We start from the raw sequence: 14113 nt of genomic DNA, 5'->3' as shown, positions 1-14113 counted from the left end.
GCGAAATCGTCTACGAACTCACCGTGCGAAGCTGATGAGATGGCTGTGATCCGGCGACGGCATCACCCCCATCGGAATGCCGTAGATGGTTTCGAGTTCGGCCGGCATCATGATCTTGTCCGGCACGCCGCGCGAAATCAGCTTGCCCGAATGCAGCGCGATGATCTCGTTGCAGAAGCGCGCCGCCATGTTGACGTCATGGAGCACGACGACCACGCCGAGATTACGCTCGCGCGCGAGTCGCTTCACCAGTGACAGAACTTCGATCTGATGGGCAATGTCGAGCGCCGAAGTCGGCTCATCAAGCAGCAGGCATTCGGCATCCTGCGCAACCAGCATGGCGATCCAGACCCGCTGACGCTCGCCGCCTGACAGCGTATCGACCAGCCGGTCCGCAAACGGCTCGATGTGGGTCAGCGCCATGGCTTCCGCCACCTTGTCGCGGTCGGTGTCGCCGAACCTGCCCAGCGCGCCATGCCAGGGATAGCGCCCCAGCGCCACCAGTTCCTTCACCAGCATGCCGGCGGCGGGCGGCGTCTGCTGCGGCAAATAGGCGACCTTGCGGGCGTATTCCCGATCGCTCCATTCGCGCAAAGCGCGGCCTTCGAACCGGATCGTGCCGGATGAGCTTGGCCGCTGCCGCGCCAGCAACTTCAGCAAGGTCGATTTGCCGGAGCCATTGTGCCCGATCAGGCCGACGACGCTGCGCGCGGGAAGCGACAGGGTGAGCGGTTCGAGCAGTGCGCGTCCCGCCACGGCGAACGCCACCTGGTCCAGTTCGAACAAGGGCGCGGTCGCGTCGGGCGATGCCTGGACGATTTCGGTTGGCCGAACTACGTGCATGGGAAAGTGCCTGCGGCGACTATGTGATGCGGGGCGAATGCCCTCCCGTCGGTCTGCAGATGTGGGGATGTCATGGCTGCCGCAGGCTCCAATATGCGACCGCAAGATGCTGCTCACGGGCGAGCTTCCGCTCGTCGCGCAGATGGTTTCGCAGCGCCTTCAGCGCCTGCGCTTCGCACGCGACCCATGCAAAGACGTCGCGATGATCAGGCCATCGCACGGCCTTGACGGCATCGACCAATAGCTGCGTTGTCCCGGCCGGACGGTCGCCGCGATGGAGCCAGCGGATTGATACGCCATCCGGCGCGATCAACGGAACCTCCTCGAGCCGGTCGGCGACTTCGATGAAGACTTCACCGGTTGCCATCGCCGGCAATGTCTCAAGGATTCGTGCAATGGCGGGAAGGGCGGTCTCATCGCCCGCCAGCAGCAACCAGCGCGCCGGACGAATGCCTCGTCCGAGCGGACCGGCCATGCCGCAAATGGCGCCGGTTTGCGCATTGAGAGCGAAAGCCGAGCCCGGTCCGGCATGATCGTGGACCACGAAATCGATGTCGATCTCGCGGGTCTGCAGATCGATGCGTCGGATGGTGTAGTAGCGGGTGACGGGTCTGCGATCCGGTTCCGGCCACAGGATGCGCCCGTCGGGGGCGGGCCACGGCCATTCAGGCTTGGCGAGGCCCTCCGGCGGAAAATACAGACGGACGTGCAGGTCATCGTCGTTCACGAAGCGGGCGATGTCGTCGCCGGTGAACGTCAGCCGGCGCATGCGGGGCGTCAGGTCGATCGCTGCCTTCAGCCGCACCTCACGGAAATTGGCCAGCGTGCCGCCGCTGGATTCATGGCCGGACCAGACGATGGTCAACGGCTCGTCGCCAGCAAACTCGATGACGTGGGATGCTACGACCGATCGCAGCATTTCGAGGTTGCCCTTGTCGTTGGCCTCGACGCGGATCTTGAGTGCCTCGGCCTCGACGGCGAGCGAACTGGTTCCAAACGGCAGCTTCGCCACCATGAGGCCACCCTGGTCCTCGAAGGCGATATCATGCTCGGCAAGATGATCGATCATTCGGGCAGCAAGGCCGGCGGCATCAGCAATCGGGATGCGGGTTTCGGAAACAAGCGAATCCAAAGTCATTTCTCCAGTCGGGCCTGCCCGATGCTGGCCTGCGCACGCTTCGATTTTCCGGATATCGCAGCCCGACACTAGATCCATGCCCTAGTGGATCCATGTCCTACTCGCTCGCCGGCTGCGACGCAAAGGCTCTACTACTCGCATTTTATTAAACGCGTTGCCGATCACAAATTAGAATCAATCGAAAGAGGCCGAAAAATAAGCTCTGGAAGAGCGATGCTGCCATCATGTATTCGCATCACTCCCGCAAGGCTGTTCGTATTACGACGAGCCGTGTAGGTTCGCTTCAGCTCTACTCCAGCGCGCGGCACTCATGATGAATCCAAGAAGCGGCCTGACGGCGCAGATCCTTCACCTCCTGCGGCCCTACTGGCCGATCGTGCTGGGCGGCACCGTTCTCGGCGTCGTCGGTGGCGCCAGCGTTGCCGGGTTGCTCGCGGTCGTCAACCGCGGGCTCTACGCGTCGCAAGATGACGTCGCAACGTTGCTGTTCGCGTTTGCCGGCCTGTGTCTCCTGATCCTCATCGGCTCAATCGGTGCCGATATCAGCGCCAATTATGTTGGACAGCGCATCATCGCCGAGCTGCGCAAGTCGCTCGCTGCCAAGATCCTGGCGGCCCCGATCGACCAGCTCGAAATCTACCGGACGCATCGGCTGATTCCGGTCCTCACCCATGATGTCGATACCATCAGCGATTTCGCGTTCTTCTTCTCCTCCTTCTTCGTGTCCGTCGTCATCACGCTCGGCTGCATGGTCTATCTGGCGGTGCTGTCGTGGCCGCTTTTTTTGATTACGGGATTGGTCATCGTCCTCGGTTCGCTTGCCCATGCATATGCGCGAACGCGAGGCGTTCAAGGCTTCAACGTCGCCCGCGATTCCGAAGACCAGTTGCAGAAGCACTACCGCGCGATCGCCGAGGGCGCGAAAGAGCTGCGCCTGAACCGCACCCGCCGTCAGCGCGTCTATGTCGACCAGCTTCAGCGTACCGTCGACCGGATCAGCGCGGTGCAGATCAAATCGATCAATCTGTTTGTGACGGCGCGGGCGCTCGGCACGATGTTGTTTTTCGTCGTGATCGGCGTGGCGCTGACCCTGCGTCCGTTCCTCTGGCCCGACAGCCCGGCCGCGGTCTCCAGCGGCTTCGTCCTGGTGCTGCTCTATATGCGGGGGCCTATCGATCAGGTGATCGGCATCCTGCCGGCATTGGGCCGCGCGCAGGTGGCGATGCAGCGCATCGCCGAGCTTTCGGAGCAGTTCGCGACTCCCGAGCAGGGCTTGCTGGCCGCTCGCTCGACCGCGCCGGATAGATCAGGCAGGATCGAATCGATCGAACTCCGTGGCGTGTCGTACGGCTTCCGCGCAGTGCCCGGCAGCAATCCGTTCGTTCTTGGGCCGATTGACCTGCACGTCCGGCAGGGGGACATCGTCTTCATTGTCGGTGAAAACGGCAGCGGAAAAACCACGCTGATCAAATTGCTGCTGGGCCTCTACGCACCCCAGAGCGGTACGCTGCTTCGCGACGGTCTGCCCGTCGTGACGGAGACGCGGGACGATTACCGGCAGCTCTTCACGACGATCTTTTCCGACTATTACCTGTTCGAAGATCTTCTGCAGGGAGCGGGAATTGTGCCGGATGCCGCCGAGCGCTATCTGCAGCGGTTGGAGGTCGCGCACAAGGTCTCGGTCGAGAACGGCGTGTTTACGACGACGGACCTGTCCACCGGTCAACGCAAGCGGCTGGCGCTGATGAATGCGTGGCTCGAGGAGAGGCCGGTGCTCGTGTTCGACGAGTGGGCCGCGGATCAGGACCCCGCCTTCCGGTACATCTTCTACACGGAACTGCTGCCCGATCTGAAGCGCATGGGCAAGACGATCATCGTGATCTCACACGATGACCGCTATTTCGGCGTGGCGGATCATCTCGTGCGACTTCGGCACGGCAAGATCGTCACAGGCGAAGCGAAGACCCATGACGTCATCAAATCGTCATCGGTTCCAACCGACGTCTCTCTTTAGAGCAATTTTAGTCTTCGGAAGAATTTGAGTCGAAGTTCATTTCGAGATGCACATCGCCGAAAGCGTGTGATCGCCTTGGCGACGCGGTTTTGCCGGATTTGTAAGAAATCTAAACTGCGTGTGCCGGCATTTCTTGTCATCCTGTACGCGAGTGATTTACATCCGCGAGGCGCGTGAAGATCGCGTGCTGTTTCAAGCAACAACAGTTGCGATGCGAGGGCCGGATGAACAAAGCTTCGAGCTCGGCGACAGGGCCTCGCGCATTCCCGATTGGGCCGGACTTTTCCATGACCGCCGTTCAAGACGGCGGCGGGGACCTCCGGATTGCCGTGGGCATCACGACGGTAATGCGCCTGCGTCTCGATGAACGGCTGGATCATCTGAAAATATTGACCGTTCCCGACGATCCGAAGCTGGCGATAGCGGCGGTTTCGGCGGCGGCTGAAGCGATGTTTGGATGGCGGCCGAACCTTGATCGGCTTGTCCTGAATTCACCTAGCGCGGAGCTTGCGAGCGAGCTGATGAATCAGGGTCTCGCCCTGATGGCGGGGACGGACCTCGTGCTGCTTCCGGAACTGATCATGCAGCGGCGCAATAGTTGGCTGGTGAATGCCGAGCGGTCGCCATTGCCGCAACTCCACGTCATGACGGACGGCAAGCGCCATCCGCGACGCCCGCCCAAGCCCGTGGGAAAGGTGTACGCCCGCTTCATACCCTGGCTCGCCGAAGTGATCTCCTTTCGCGTCGCCAGTTTGGACGATGACCTGCACCTGCTGCACCGGTGGATGAACGATCCCCGCGTCGACGCGTTCTGGAACGAAGCCGGCGATCTCGAAAAGCATCGGCGCTATCTCTCCGGCATTCTGGCGGACCCGCATATGCTGCCGCTCATCGGCTGCTTCGACGACGAGCCGTTTGGCTATTTCGAGCTCTACTGGGCCAAGGAGAATCGCATCGCGCCGTTCTACGATGCCGACGATTACGATCGCGGATGGCATGTCGTCGTCGGTGAAGATGCCTATCGCGGGCGCCGCCATATCAGCGCCTGGCTGCCTTCGCTGATGCACTACGTGTTCCTGGACGATTGCCGGACGCAGCGCATCGTCGGCGAGCCGGCGGCGGCGCATTCGCAACAACTCCGCAATCTGGACGTCTCGGGTTTTGCGAAGATCAAGAACTTCGATTTTCCGCACAAGCGCGCCACCCTCGTGATGCTGCTGCGCGAACGCTTTTTTGGCGACCGGCTGTGGCTGCCCGCTGCCGGTCCGGCGACCGCATCCTGACGTCCGAACGGAGCGCAGCTTATGTCTCACCCGCTTGCGATCGAACACGACGTCATCGGCGTCGGATTCGGGCCTTCCAATCTTGCGCTCGCGATCGCATTGAATGAATGCGCCATAAGATCACGTCTGAAATGCGCCGCTCTGTTCGTGGAGAAGCAGCCGCAATTCACCTGGCACGGCGGCATGCTGCTTCCGGGCAGCGACATGCAGATCTCGTTTCTCAAGGATCTGGTTTCGTTGCGTGATCCGACCAGTCCGTTCACCTTCGTGAACTATCTACACAAGCGCGGCCGTTTGCAGGATTTCATCAACTGCCGAACGTTCTATCCGAGCCGGATCGAATTCAACGACTATCTGCGTTGGGTAGCAGCCCAGTTCAGGTCTCAGGCGGCCTACGGCGAAACTATCGTCGCGATCGAACCGGTGACTGCCGGGCAATCGGTGACCTCCTTGCGCGTTCATTCACGGACGCTCGCCGGCGGGGAAACGGTGCGGCTTGCAAGGAACCTGGTGGTCGCGGTGGGAGGGCGACCGTATATCCCGCAAGTGTTTGCGAAGGTCGCCGATGATCCCAGATTGCTGCATTCCAGCCGCTATCTCGACACGGTCGAGGACATCGGCCTCGGTGGAAGGGCTGCGCGCGTGGCCGTGGTCGGGGGAGGGCAGAGCGCGACCGAGGTGACGGTCGACCTTCGCAGCCGGTTTCCGGATGCAAACATTGATCTGATCTTCCGCGGTTATGCCTTGAAGCCGTCCGACAGTAGCCCGTTCGTCAACGAGATTTTCAATCCTGATTACACCGACTTCATCTATGCGCAGCCCGCCGAGCGGCGGGACGCGATCGTTCGCAACTTCCGGAACACGAACTATGCGGTGGTCGATTCCGATCTCCTCGACCAGTTATACCGATTGCTCTACCAGCAGCGCGTCAGCGGCACGACGGGGATCGCGTTACACCCGCGCAGCGAGATAACGAGTATAGATGCCGCACCTGGAGGCATCGAGATTGGCACGGTCGACAAGTTCGGCAGTGAAAGGCGCCGATCCACTTACGATGCCGTCATTCTGGCAACGGGTTATGACAGGGAGACACCGCACGCGTTTCTGGAGCCGATCCAGCGCTACATTCGCGACACTGTGCTGGACCGTTACTACAAGCTCGTCACCGCCCCGGCATTTCGGCCGCAGATCCATCTTCAGGGATATTCGGAGGCCTCTCACGGCCTGAGCGACACGCTGCTCTCCGTTCTTGCCACGCGCTCGCAGGAAATCGCCGAATCGCTGCTTTCGACGATTTCGCGCCGCGAGCTCATCGCGTAACCCATCAGATAGCAGGGGCAATGAGTCGCCAGTGTGCGGCGGAGCCGAGCGCGGCCGGCACCGAAAGCACCGCTGGTGACGGGCCTGCGTCGATGATCACAGTGTTCGGAGCTATCGTGAACCCGAGTGCGGCAGCTTTGAGCAAGGCTTCCTTGAGGGTCCAGTAGCGAAGAAAGAGCCGGGACCGAAGTGCTGCGGGAGCGTTCCGTAGCACCTCCCGCTCTTCCGCCGCCAGGACGATTTCGCAGACCGAATCCATATCGGCGATCTCCCGCAGCGATTCGATATCGACGCCGATCGGCATGCCGGCCGCTGCAACGGCCACAGCGCCCCGCGCGTGGCTCAGGCTGAAGTCGATCTCCACTGGAGCAGCAACGAGCATGGGCTTGCCATGCTCCGATGGTTGAAACCGCAGGGCTTCGGCCCGTTGACCGACAAGCCGGCCAAGCATGAGGCGAACGCCCGCATGCGCAGCCAGATAGCTCATTCGATCTTCGACGTGCAGGAAGCGTCCCATGCGATCGATCTCACCGGCATCGAGCACCTTCGCAGCTCGCTCGATGCTCAGCGTGCCGGGCTCGCCGGCAGCGACGTCCCGCGATGGAGATACCGCTGCCAGCCAGAGAAGGATCTCTCCCTGTTCCAACTGCCCGATCGGCCTCGCGATATCAGCATCGCCCAAGCATCGCACCCGCAATTGATCCTGGGGCGCCGTACATCTCACGGCGATCGACCACGCAAGGGAGGCGCTTGCACGCGCCATCGAAAGCGATGTGGCAAACGGTTCTTGTGCAGCCTTCAGGGAGTTGGTCATGTCCACGGGCTTATCGACCAATGCGCAACCGTCTGCAATCCCCGGGTGTACAGGAGCCCGCATCGAGATGATCTGACTTAGAATCCATCTAACTGATGTACGCCGAGATCACGCGCGCTTGCGGTGCTGATAGATTCATTCTCAATCGCATCTGCAAATACTCAACGTGGAACTGGTCATGATAAAATCCGTCCCCCCTGAGCAGCATATCGATAGCTATCTGCCGGAGCGAATAGCAACCATACTGGTTCGCAGTCAGCACGCGGGACTCGTCAGCAAGGAGCTATCCACGCGCATCAACTATCTTCTCGAGATTGCGTCGCTCCATACCAGGGACGAACTCCTTGGGCAGCCGGGCCTGGGACGCCTGAGTTTGCAACGGATCGAGAAGTGGATGAAATTTCATGGCTACCGCCTTCGGCGCAACGAAGAGAGTGTGGATAGTGTGATCTGCCGATTTGGCTTTCGGCAGGCTCTGCTCGAGAAAAAGGTCAGCCGGTCCGCGCCCAGACCGGTCATCTCGTCCGAGGACAGAGACAAGATCCTGCGCGAGCCCGGTTCATATGGTGAGCGTGAAGATATCCGGCGGCCGGAACAGCGGATCGCGGTGAGCCAGGATATTTGATGCGAGGGTGCCGCGCGTTCGCTGCGGTCTACTTCTCACCTGCCAAAGCCGTAATATTCGCGAACCACGGGTTCGCGAAGCACGCCCGGCTCGAATATTTCGATCACGACTCCATCGGGAGCGCCGAGCATGAAATAGCCGCCTCCGCCGCCGAGTTTGCGGATCGGATTTGGAATGTGCAGGCCTGCGGCTTTCATCCGCTCGTATAGCTCCTCGATGCCGACGACCTGCATTCCCAGATGATGGACGGCGTTCTTGCCGTCGCCTCGCGGCTGCTGGTCGTAGAGATGCAGCGCACCGATGCCAACCTTCACGAAGACGTTGCGCGCGCCGGCAACGTCGCCGTCCCACTTCACCTCGGCATCGAACCATGTTCGATAGAAGTCGATCGTCGCGTCGATATCGGACGCGAAGAGATGGATGTGCTGCAGATGATAGCGCTGCCGGGTACCGTAGGGATACCGCCAGTCGTCCTGGGGCGTTGTCATGCCTGCTCCTTTCGGCGCGAAGGGCTGCGCCTTGAACGTCGGAACGTCTGTGTCAGAGCAGTGCCGGGCTGGCAAACGAGCTTTTTTGAACGCGCCTTGACTGAAACTCAACCGTGAAACTCAACGCGCGTATTCCGCGCCTGCCTTCGTAGCTGTCTTTTTCGCGGCGGGCTTCTTAGGCACTTGCTGGCCGCGCGCGTCGTTCAGCCAGGCGACGAAAGCGGTCAGCGCGGGATCGTCAGCCATCCGCTGCTCGTATTCGAGCACGAACTGCCGGCGCGTCGGGCGGACGGTCGGATGCGCCTTGACGAGATTGCCGCGTGCGAGGTCGGGCGCGAGAAGACCGTCGATGGCGATGGCGACGCCCATGCCGGCGGCGGCGGCTTCAATAGTCAGGCCGAGGCTTTCGAAGCTACTGCCGCCCTGCACGGGCACATCGGCGAATTGCGCGTGATCGAGCCAACGGCGCCAATCGTCCGGGCGAGGCCGCGCATGCAGGAGAGGAACGTTTCCGAAATCCACGGCGCCGCGCTTCATGAACTGTGGCGCGCAGACCGGCACGGTCGCGATCGGCATCAGGGAATGGGTGACGAGCCCGGCGCGCGGCTGCCCGTCCGAGACGGCGATCACCGCGTCGTAACGGCTGGCGAGCAGGTCTAGCGGATTGGAGCTGGTGTGCAGGTCGACTTCCAGATCGGGATAGGCCGCATTGAGCGTGGGCCAGATCGGCAGCAGAAAACGCGAGACGAAGAAGCCATAGACCCCGACCGAAAGCCGCCGGAAGCGCCGCAACCGCAGCCCGTCGGCTGCGTCTGCGATCCGGTCCAGTGCCTCGCGGGCGGAGTCGGCAAACGTCTTGCCGGCGGAGGTCAGGACCAGGCCGCGCGAGCCGCGCAGGAAGAGGGCAGTCCCCATTCGCGCTTCCAGAGCGCGGACGTGCCGGCTGACGGCGCCGACCGTCACGTTCAGCTCGTCGGCCGCCCGGGTGATCGACAGGTGCCGTGCGGCGGCCTCGAACGCCCGCACCGCATGCAAGGGAGGAAGTCGTCGTGATGCCATCGCGGGAGCTTAGTGGAAAAGGATCGGCCAGAAAACCGGGGATCGCCGAGCGTTGAGTCTGGCTCAAGCCCCCGACCCAAGAAGTCGTTTGCACGGGCACTCCCCGGGTCATACGCCGGTATTTACCCCCGGGGCCTCACTTCGGCTCCGGCAGGCAGAGCCGAGGGAGATGCCCATGACCGTCCATGTCGATCTGACCGGCCGCGAGGCGGCGGCCCGGCGCTCCAAAGCGTTGGCACCCACCTGTCGCGGGCTGAACTATTATTCGCTCGACCAAAGCCTGCGCGACCTGTTGCCCCATTACATGAAGGCACCGCTGCTGGCGCATCTCGCGCCGCACCTTTCGGAACTCGGCGAGCTCGCGGGAGGCCGGCTGCACGATTTATCAGACCAGGCCGAGCGTCATCAGCCGGTGCTGCATCCGCGCGACGGCTATGGCCGCGATGAGGAGTGGGTCGAATATCACCCCGCCTATCGCGAGATGGAAAGCATCGCGTTCGGCAAATTCGGCATGCACGCGATGTGCAATCGCGCCGGCGTGCTGGGTTGGCCGTCGCCGATGCCACCGATCGCAAAATACGTCTTTCACTATCTGTTTGCGCAAGCCGAGTTCGGCCTGCTTTGCCCGGTCAACCTCACTGACAGTTCCTCGGAGCTGGTGCGCCGTTTCGGCACCGATGAGCTGCGCCAGCGCTATCTCGAGCGCATGTGGAGCCAGGATCCCGCCACGCTCATGAAGTGCGCGCAATTCATGACGGAGAAAACCGGCGGCTCCGATGTGGGCGCCGGCGAACTCGTCGCTGTCAGGGACGGCAAGGACTGGAAGTTATGGGGCGAAAAATGGTTCTGCTCCAACGTCGACGCCGAACTTGCAGTGCTGCTCGCCCGGCCCGAAGGCGCGGTAGCCGGCGGCCGCGGTCTCGGCCTGTTCTTGATGCCAAAAGTGTTGCCCGATGGGCGGCGGAATGCGTACCGGATCCTGCGCCTGAAGGACAAGCTCGGCAGCCGCACCATGGCAAGCGGCGAGATCGTGTTCGAGGGCGCCACAGCCTACCAGCTCGGCGAGCTGGCTCAGGGCCTCAAGCACATGCTGGTGATGGTGAATTCGAGCCGGGTGTCGCACCTTGCGCGCGCGGCCGGCATGATGCGGCGATGTCTCAATGAGGCGATGATCGCCGCGCGGCATCGCAACGCGTTCGGACGCGCGGTGATCGACCATCCGCTGATGCGCCGGCAATTGCTCAAGCTCATGGTCCCGACCGAGCAGGCGCTGTCGGCGCTGCTGTACTCGGCAACCGCGTCCGACAAGGTGCTGCGGCTGCTGACGCCGATCGCAAAATACCGGGCGTGCCGGGACAACGTCTCAGTCGCCACGGGCGCGATGGAGGCCCGCGGCGGCAATGGCTACATCGAGGACTGGCCGAACGCGCGGCTGGTTCGCGATGCCCATCTCGGCTTGCTGTGGGAAGGCACCAGCAACATCAATGCGCTGGATGCGGTTCAGCGCGCGGTCGGAAAGGCGCGCGGCCATGAAGCGTTGCACGACGATCTCGGCCGCCGGTTGGAGGACGTAAGCGGCATGCCGGGGCAGTTCCGAACGCGCCTTTCCGGCGCGTTGACGGACGCGATACGGTTTGCGGAAGAGGTTGCGGCGGATCCGCAGAACGAGCGCTTTTGCAGGATCGCCGCCGGAAAACTCTATCATGCGACAACGGCTGCGCTGTTGGCGTCCGAAGGCACACGTCTCGGCAATGTAGGCGGCGACGCACGGCGTCTGCTGCTCTCGCGCTTCGTGCTCGAGCATCGCTTGGCCGAACATCCGTCCTCCAATCTGCAGGCGCAACATTGGGAGAACGCAGCGATCGATCTCCTGCTCGGCGATGCGCCGGTCTCGATGCGCGAGGCTGCGGCGCTGGTGCAGGGGTAAGTCATGGACATCGCTCACCAACGCGAACTCGCCCGCCTGCTCGCGACGCTGCGCCGTGAACGACGCACGCAAAGCGGCCTCGATCAACGGCTGGTGCCGCCTGACAAGGCGACAGCCTATCGCGTCGCCGGCATGGTCGCGGAAGAGCTGGGCTGGGAGGTCGTCGGCTGGAAGATCGCCGCCATGAAGGAGGGGCTGCAGCGGCAGCTTCGCACGGACTCGCCGATCTATGGCCGGGTGTTCGCACCCATCGTGGAATCGCCGGTCAGTGTCGAGCACGCCAAACTCTGCAGCCCGATTCCCGAAGTCGAGTATCAGGCGCGCTTGGACGTCGATCTGCCGCCGCGCGAAAAGCCCTACACACTGGCCGAGGTCACCGAGGCGGTAGTGTCGCTGCATACGGGAATCGAGCTGGCCGAATGCCGCTTCGTCCATGACGCCGCGTTTCCGCCGCTGCCCGCGATCCTCGCCGATGGCGCGGGCAGCGGTATCGTCGTCTGCGGTGCCGCGATCCCGGATTGGAAAACGCGCGATATCGCCGGACAGGAAGTGTTGTTGACCTGCAACGGGACGCTGCGCCGGAAGGGCACGGCCGGCGAAGCGCTCGACCATCCGCTGGTGCCGCTCACCTGGCTCGCCAACGAACTCTCGCGCACCGGCATCGGCATGAAGGCAGGACAGACCGTCAGCACGGGGACGCTCACGGGCATGTTGCGGCCGAAGCCCGGCGAGACCTATGTCGCGGATTTCGGCCCGTTCGGAAGCGTGACAGCGACGTATGCGTGATGAGCGGCGAAGGCCGATCTCACTTGCCCTGTTCGGGAAGGTCGCCAAGAAGATTCGACAGCCTGACCGCGAGCTTTCGCAGCCGGACATTCTCCTCGAGCAGCAGGCGGAGATTTCCGCTTTCCTGCTGCCGCGTACCATCTCTGCGAAGTCCGTCGGCTTCGTCGAGCAGGGGCGATAGCGCGGCAAGGAGGGCGTCGCCTCGAAGCGGCGTGTCGCGCGCTTGAAGCTCGTACTTGTCTTGACGCAGCGGCACGACGTTGTCGCGATGTCCGGCGTCCCGAAATCTGTCACGTGATGAGTGTTCGGTACTCATGACAATTTCCTGATCACAAGGTGGCACAGTCGCCTTTCAGCGACCAGCTTTCCATTGAGTCCGGGGCAAATTTGCGTCGGAAAGGCAACGGCGAAAAGGCTCGTCAAATAAGTCACGCGTCCTTCGAGTCACACGGCAGATCGGATTAGGCCAAATTTTTGACGTATCGCCGTCCTTTCTGGCGTCAGGGTGGGCTGGGGAGCGAACCACCTTAGGGGCGAGCGATGACGGATTTCCTGACCAATGCGGATCACTGGCGCAAGCGCGCGGAACGAACAAGGGCATTGGCCGCGATGGCCGTCAAGGACCAGGGGCGCCTGCTCAAGGTCGCGGAAGAATACGATCGCCTGGCGGCGCTCGCCGAACGGCGGCGAAGCGCGCCGGTCCCGGCCGGCTCCTACGTCCCGGCGGGCCGGCCCGAATAGATCTGCTTCCATCGAAAGAGCGTAAGAGGCGCGGCGTTCCGCTTCGGCAGGCGCGGGGCGACGCTGCCGTGGCCGACACGTGCGCCGCCTTACCCAGATGTGTGACCTGTACAACACAACCGCCGTGCAACGTTCAAAGCATTGTGATCGCGCGATTGCAGTCGAATCAACGAATCACCTAGACCGTTAGCGGGGCTGGGAAGCGGAGAGTGAGTATGAGAGTCGCTTCCTTAGAAAGTGTACTGACGGCGGCTACGCTGGTATTGGCCATCGTCATCGTGCTGTGGGGAATCAAGATTTTCCACGGTGTGTGAACAGGCGAGCTGGCGTCGAACTAGAGACCTCCGGTCAAGAAGAGGCTCGCGACAAAGGCAGAGGCAAAGGCATCACTTCCGCGGCGGCGGAGGCCTTCTTGTTCCTGGTTGCCCGACGCATCGTTCGCCGGAGGATTGTCCCTTCCGACGCGTATCGAGTTTGGTTTACGGCCTGGCGCGATCCCGCACGGGCCGCGAGAGGCATTGGTTTCAAGTCACGCATGCATTTTGGTTATTATCTGATGATCGCGGCCCTCGTTCTCATGGGACTTGAGGTTCTTTACGCGCTCTATCAATTGTCGACGTTTCTCTAAATCGCACGCGCAGGCTGCAGGTTTGCCCCGCGCGGGCTCCGAGACTTGCCGCAATCACGCCGCTTTAGCGCCGGGGTCGTCCCCGCACGATTCCAATTTTAGTCGCAAATTTGCCTGCCGACTCACCTCATTCTCCGCGCGCGAGACAAGGTGACTGGGGGCACGTTCCGCTTTTTAAAATTGGAGTATCAATCATGCGAGTAGACCATCCGCAGCTTAATAAGCGAGACCGCCGCGCTGAACCTTCATTTTGGGTTGAGGAACCGACCGACGACGCTCTTTCATTGCTTGAGAATGCCCTTAGCGGGGATGAGCCCGCCCTTCGTCGCAACGAACAGGCCGACGAAGCCCATGCACTGATCGAGGAGAATGCCAGGCTTCGGGAGCTCTTGTCCCAGCTTTCGGACCTGATCCGCAAAAACGGCGTCCATTCGCGGTAACGCGGCA

Annotated in this window: 15 protein-coding genes; 9 read left to right on the top strand and 6 right to left on the bottom strand. The window is 62.2% G+C overall.

Going from position 1 to position 14113, the window contains the following annotated elements:
- Positions 1-18: 18 nt before the first annotated feature.
- Positions 19-843 (bottom strand): ATP-binding cassette domain-containing protein, encoded by an 825-nt coding sequence (locus LMTR13_RS30730; RefSeq protein ID WP_065731038.1) that lies wholly within the window; start codon positions 841-843, stop codon positions 19-21.
- Positions 844-913: 70 nt separating this feature from the next.
- On the bottom strand, positions 914-1975 hold the full coding sequence (locus tag LMTR13_RS30725; protein ID WP_197520944.1) for a siderophore-interacting protein: 1062 nt from the start codon (positions 1973-1975) through the stop codon (positions 914-916).
- 316 nt (positions 1976-2291) lie between these two features.
- Here LMTR13_RS30725 and LMTR13_RS30720 point away from each other — a divergent pair, with 316 nt between their 5' ends.
- The 3 genes from LMTR13_RS30720 (at position 2292) to LMTR13_RS30710 (ending at position 6598) form a co-directional block, all read left to right on the top strand.
- On the top strand, positions 2292-3995 hold the full coding sequence (locus LMTR13_RS30720; protein WP_083219289.1) for a cyclic peptide export ABC transporter: 1704 nt from the start codon (positions 2292-2294) through the stop codon (positions 3993-3995).
- 287 nt (positions 3996-4282) lie between these two features.
- A complete protein-coding gene (locus LMTR13_RS30715; RefSeq protein ID WP_335622053.1) occupies positions 4283-5278 on the top strand; it encodes a GNAT family N-acetyltransferase in 996 nt (331 codons plus the stop codon).
- 21 nt (positions 5279-5299) lie between these two features.
- A complete protein-coding gene (locus LMTR13_RS30710) occupies positions 5300-6598 on the top strand; it encodes a lysine N(6)-hydroxylase/L-ornithine N(5)-oxygenase family protein (protein WP_065731036.1) in 1299 nt (432 codons plus the stop codon).
- A gap of 4 nt (positions 6599-6602) precedes the next feature.
- Here the strand turns inward: LMTR13_RS30710 and LMTR13_RS30705 are convergent, their stop codons facing one another.
- Positions 6603-7412: a 4'-phosphopantetheinyl transferase family protein gene (locus tag LMTR13_RS30705; protein ID WP_236843513.1), complete on the bottom strand. Its 810-nt coding sequence runs from the start codon at positions 7410-7412 to the stop codon at positions 6603-6605.
- Positions 7413-7590: 178 nt separating this feature from the next.
- Between LMTR13_RS30705 and LMTR13_RS30700 the strand changes: the two genes are divergently transcribed.
- Complete coding sequence (locus LMTR13_RS30700; protein WP_156795864.1) at positions 7591-8037, top strand: hypothetical protein; 447 nt, start codon at positions 7591-7593, stop codon at positions 8035-8037.
- Positions 8038-8072: 35 nt separating this feature from the next.
- On the opposite strand, the gene LMTR13_RS30695 is transcribed toward LMTR13_RS30700, so the two are convergent.
- Together LMTR13_RS30695 and LMTR13_RS30690 are read right to left on the bottom strand one after the other, a co-directional pair.
- Positions 8073-8525 (bottom strand): VOC family protein, encoded by a 453-nt coding sequence (locus LMTR13_RS30695; protein WP_065731033.1) that lies wholly within the window; start codon positions 8523-8525, stop codon positions 8073-8075.
- A 120-nt stretch (positions 8526-8645) separates the two neighbouring features.
- Entirely contained in the window at positions 8646-9551 is a 906-nt protein-coding gene (locus LMTR13_RS30690) for a LysR substrate-binding domain-containing protein (protein ID WP_236843512.1), read from the bottom strand.
- 208 nt (positions 9552-9759) lie between these two features.
- Here LMTR13_RS30690 and LMTR13_RS30685 point away from each other — a divergent pair, with 208 nt between their 5' ends.
- Both LMTR13_RS30685 and LMTR13_RS30680 read left to right on the top strand, forming a co-directional pair.
- Complete coding sequence (locus LMTR13_RS30685) at positions 9760-11511, top strand: acyl-CoA dehydrogenase family protein (RefSeq protein ID WP_156795863.1); 1752 nt, start codon at positions 9760-9762, stop codon at positions 11509-11511.
- A 3-nt stretch (positions 11512-11514) separates the two neighbouring features.
- Positions 11515-12297: a 2-keto-4-pentenoate hydratase gene (locus tag LMTR13_RS30680; protein ID WP_065731030.1), complete on the top strand. Its 783-nt coding sequence runs from the start codon at positions 11515-11517 to the stop codon at positions 12295-12297.
- 19 nt (positions 12298-12316) lie between these two features.
- On the opposite strand, the gene LMTR13_RS30675 is transcribed toward LMTR13_RS30680, so the two are convergent.
- Complete coding sequence (locus LMTR13_RS30675; RefSeq protein WP_156795862.1) at positions 12317-12613, bottom strand: hypothetical protein; 297 nt, start codon at positions 12611-12613, stop codon at positions 12317-12319.
- Positions 12614-12837: 224 nt separating this feature from the next.
- Between LMTR13_RS30675 and LMTR13_RS30670 the strand changes: the two genes are divergently transcribed.
- The 3 genes from LMTR13_RS30670 to LMTR13_RS41380 all read left to right on the top strand — a co-directional run bounded on the left by LMTR13_RS30670 (position 12838) and on the right by LMTR13_RS41380 (position 14106).
- Positions 12838-13038 carry a hypothetical protein gene (locus tag LMTR13_RS30670; protein ID WP_065731028.1) on the top strand — a complete coding sequence of 67 codons (201 nt, stop codon included), beginning with the start codon at positions 12838-12840 and terminating at the stop codon, positions 13036-13038.
- 412 nt (positions 13039-13450) lie between these two features.
- Positions 13451-13666 carry a hypothetical protein gene (locus tag LMTR13_RS30665; RefSeq protein WP_156795861.1) on the top strand — a complete coding sequence of 72 codons (216 nt, stop codon included), beginning with the start codon at positions 13451-13453 and terminating at the stop codon, positions 13664-13666.
- Between the two features lie 194 nt (positions 13667-13860).
- Complete coding sequence (locus LMTR13_RS41380; RefSeq protein WP_156795860.1) at positions 13861-14106, top strand: hypothetical protein; 246 nt, start codon at positions 13861-13863, stop codon at positions 14104-14106.
- Positions 14107-14113 lie beyond the last annotated feature (7 nt).

The sequence above is a fragment of the Bradyrhizobium icense genome (genome assembly GCF_001693385.1).
Taxonomy (GTDB): Bacteria; Pseudomonadota; Alphaproteobacteria; order Rhizobiales; family Xanthobacteraceae; genus Bradyrhizobium; species Bradyrhizobium icense.
The sequence above is the reverse complement of the archived record's forward strand: the minus strand, read 5'-3'. Positions and strand labels throughout refer to the sequence as shown.

Bases quoted from the DNA above. Each gene is read 5' to 3' on its own strand.
- LMTR13_RS30730 (WP_065731038.1), bottom strand. From the start codon at position 843: ATGCACGTAGTTCGGCCAACCGAAATCGTCCAGGCATCGCCCGACGCG.
- LMTR13_RS30720 (WP_083219289.1), top strand. From the start codon at position 2,292: ATGATGAATCCAAGAAGCGGCCTGACGGCGCAGATCCTTCACCTCCTG.
- LMTR13_RS30715 (WP_335622053.1), top strand. From the start codon at position 4,283: ATGACCGCCGTTCAAGACGGCGGCGGGGACCTCCGGATTGCCGTGGGC.
- LMTR13_RS30710 (WP_065731036.1), top strand. From the start codon at position 5,300: ATGTCTCACCCGCTTGCGATCGAACACGACGTCATCGGCGTCGGATTC.
- LMTR13_RS30705 (WP_236843513.1), bottom strand. From the start codon at position 7,412: ATGACCAACTCCCTGAAGGCTGCACAAGAACCGTTTGCCACATCGCTT.
- LMTR13_RS30700 (WP_156795864.1), top strand. From the start codon at position 7,591: ATGATAAAATCCGTCCCCCCTGAGCAGCATATCGATAGCTATCTGCCG.
- LMTR13_RS30695 (WP_065731033.1), bottom strand. From the start codon at position 8,525: ATGACAACGCCCCAGGACGACTGGCGGTATCCCTACGGTACCCGGCAG.
- LMTR13_RS30685 (WP_156795863.1), top strand. From the start codon at position 9,760: ATGACCGTCCATGTCGATCTGACCGGCCGCGAGGCGGCGGCCCGGCGC.
- LMTR13_RS30680 (WP_065731030.1), top strand. From the start codon at position 11,515: ATGGACATCGCTCACCAACGCGAACTCGCCCGCCTGCTCGCGACGCTG.
- LMTR13_RS30675 (WP_156795862.1), bottom strand. From the start codon at position 12,613: ATGAGTACCGAACACTCATCACGTGACAGATTTCGGGACGCCGGACAT.
- LMTR13_RS30670 (WP_065731028.1), top strand. From the start codon at position 12,838: ATGACGGATTTCCTGACCAATGCGGATCACTGGCGCAAGCGCGCGGAA.
- LMTR13_RS41380 (WP_156795860.1), top strand. From the start codon at position 13,861: ATGCGAGTAGACCATCCGCAGCTTAATAAGCGAGACCGCCGCGCTGAA.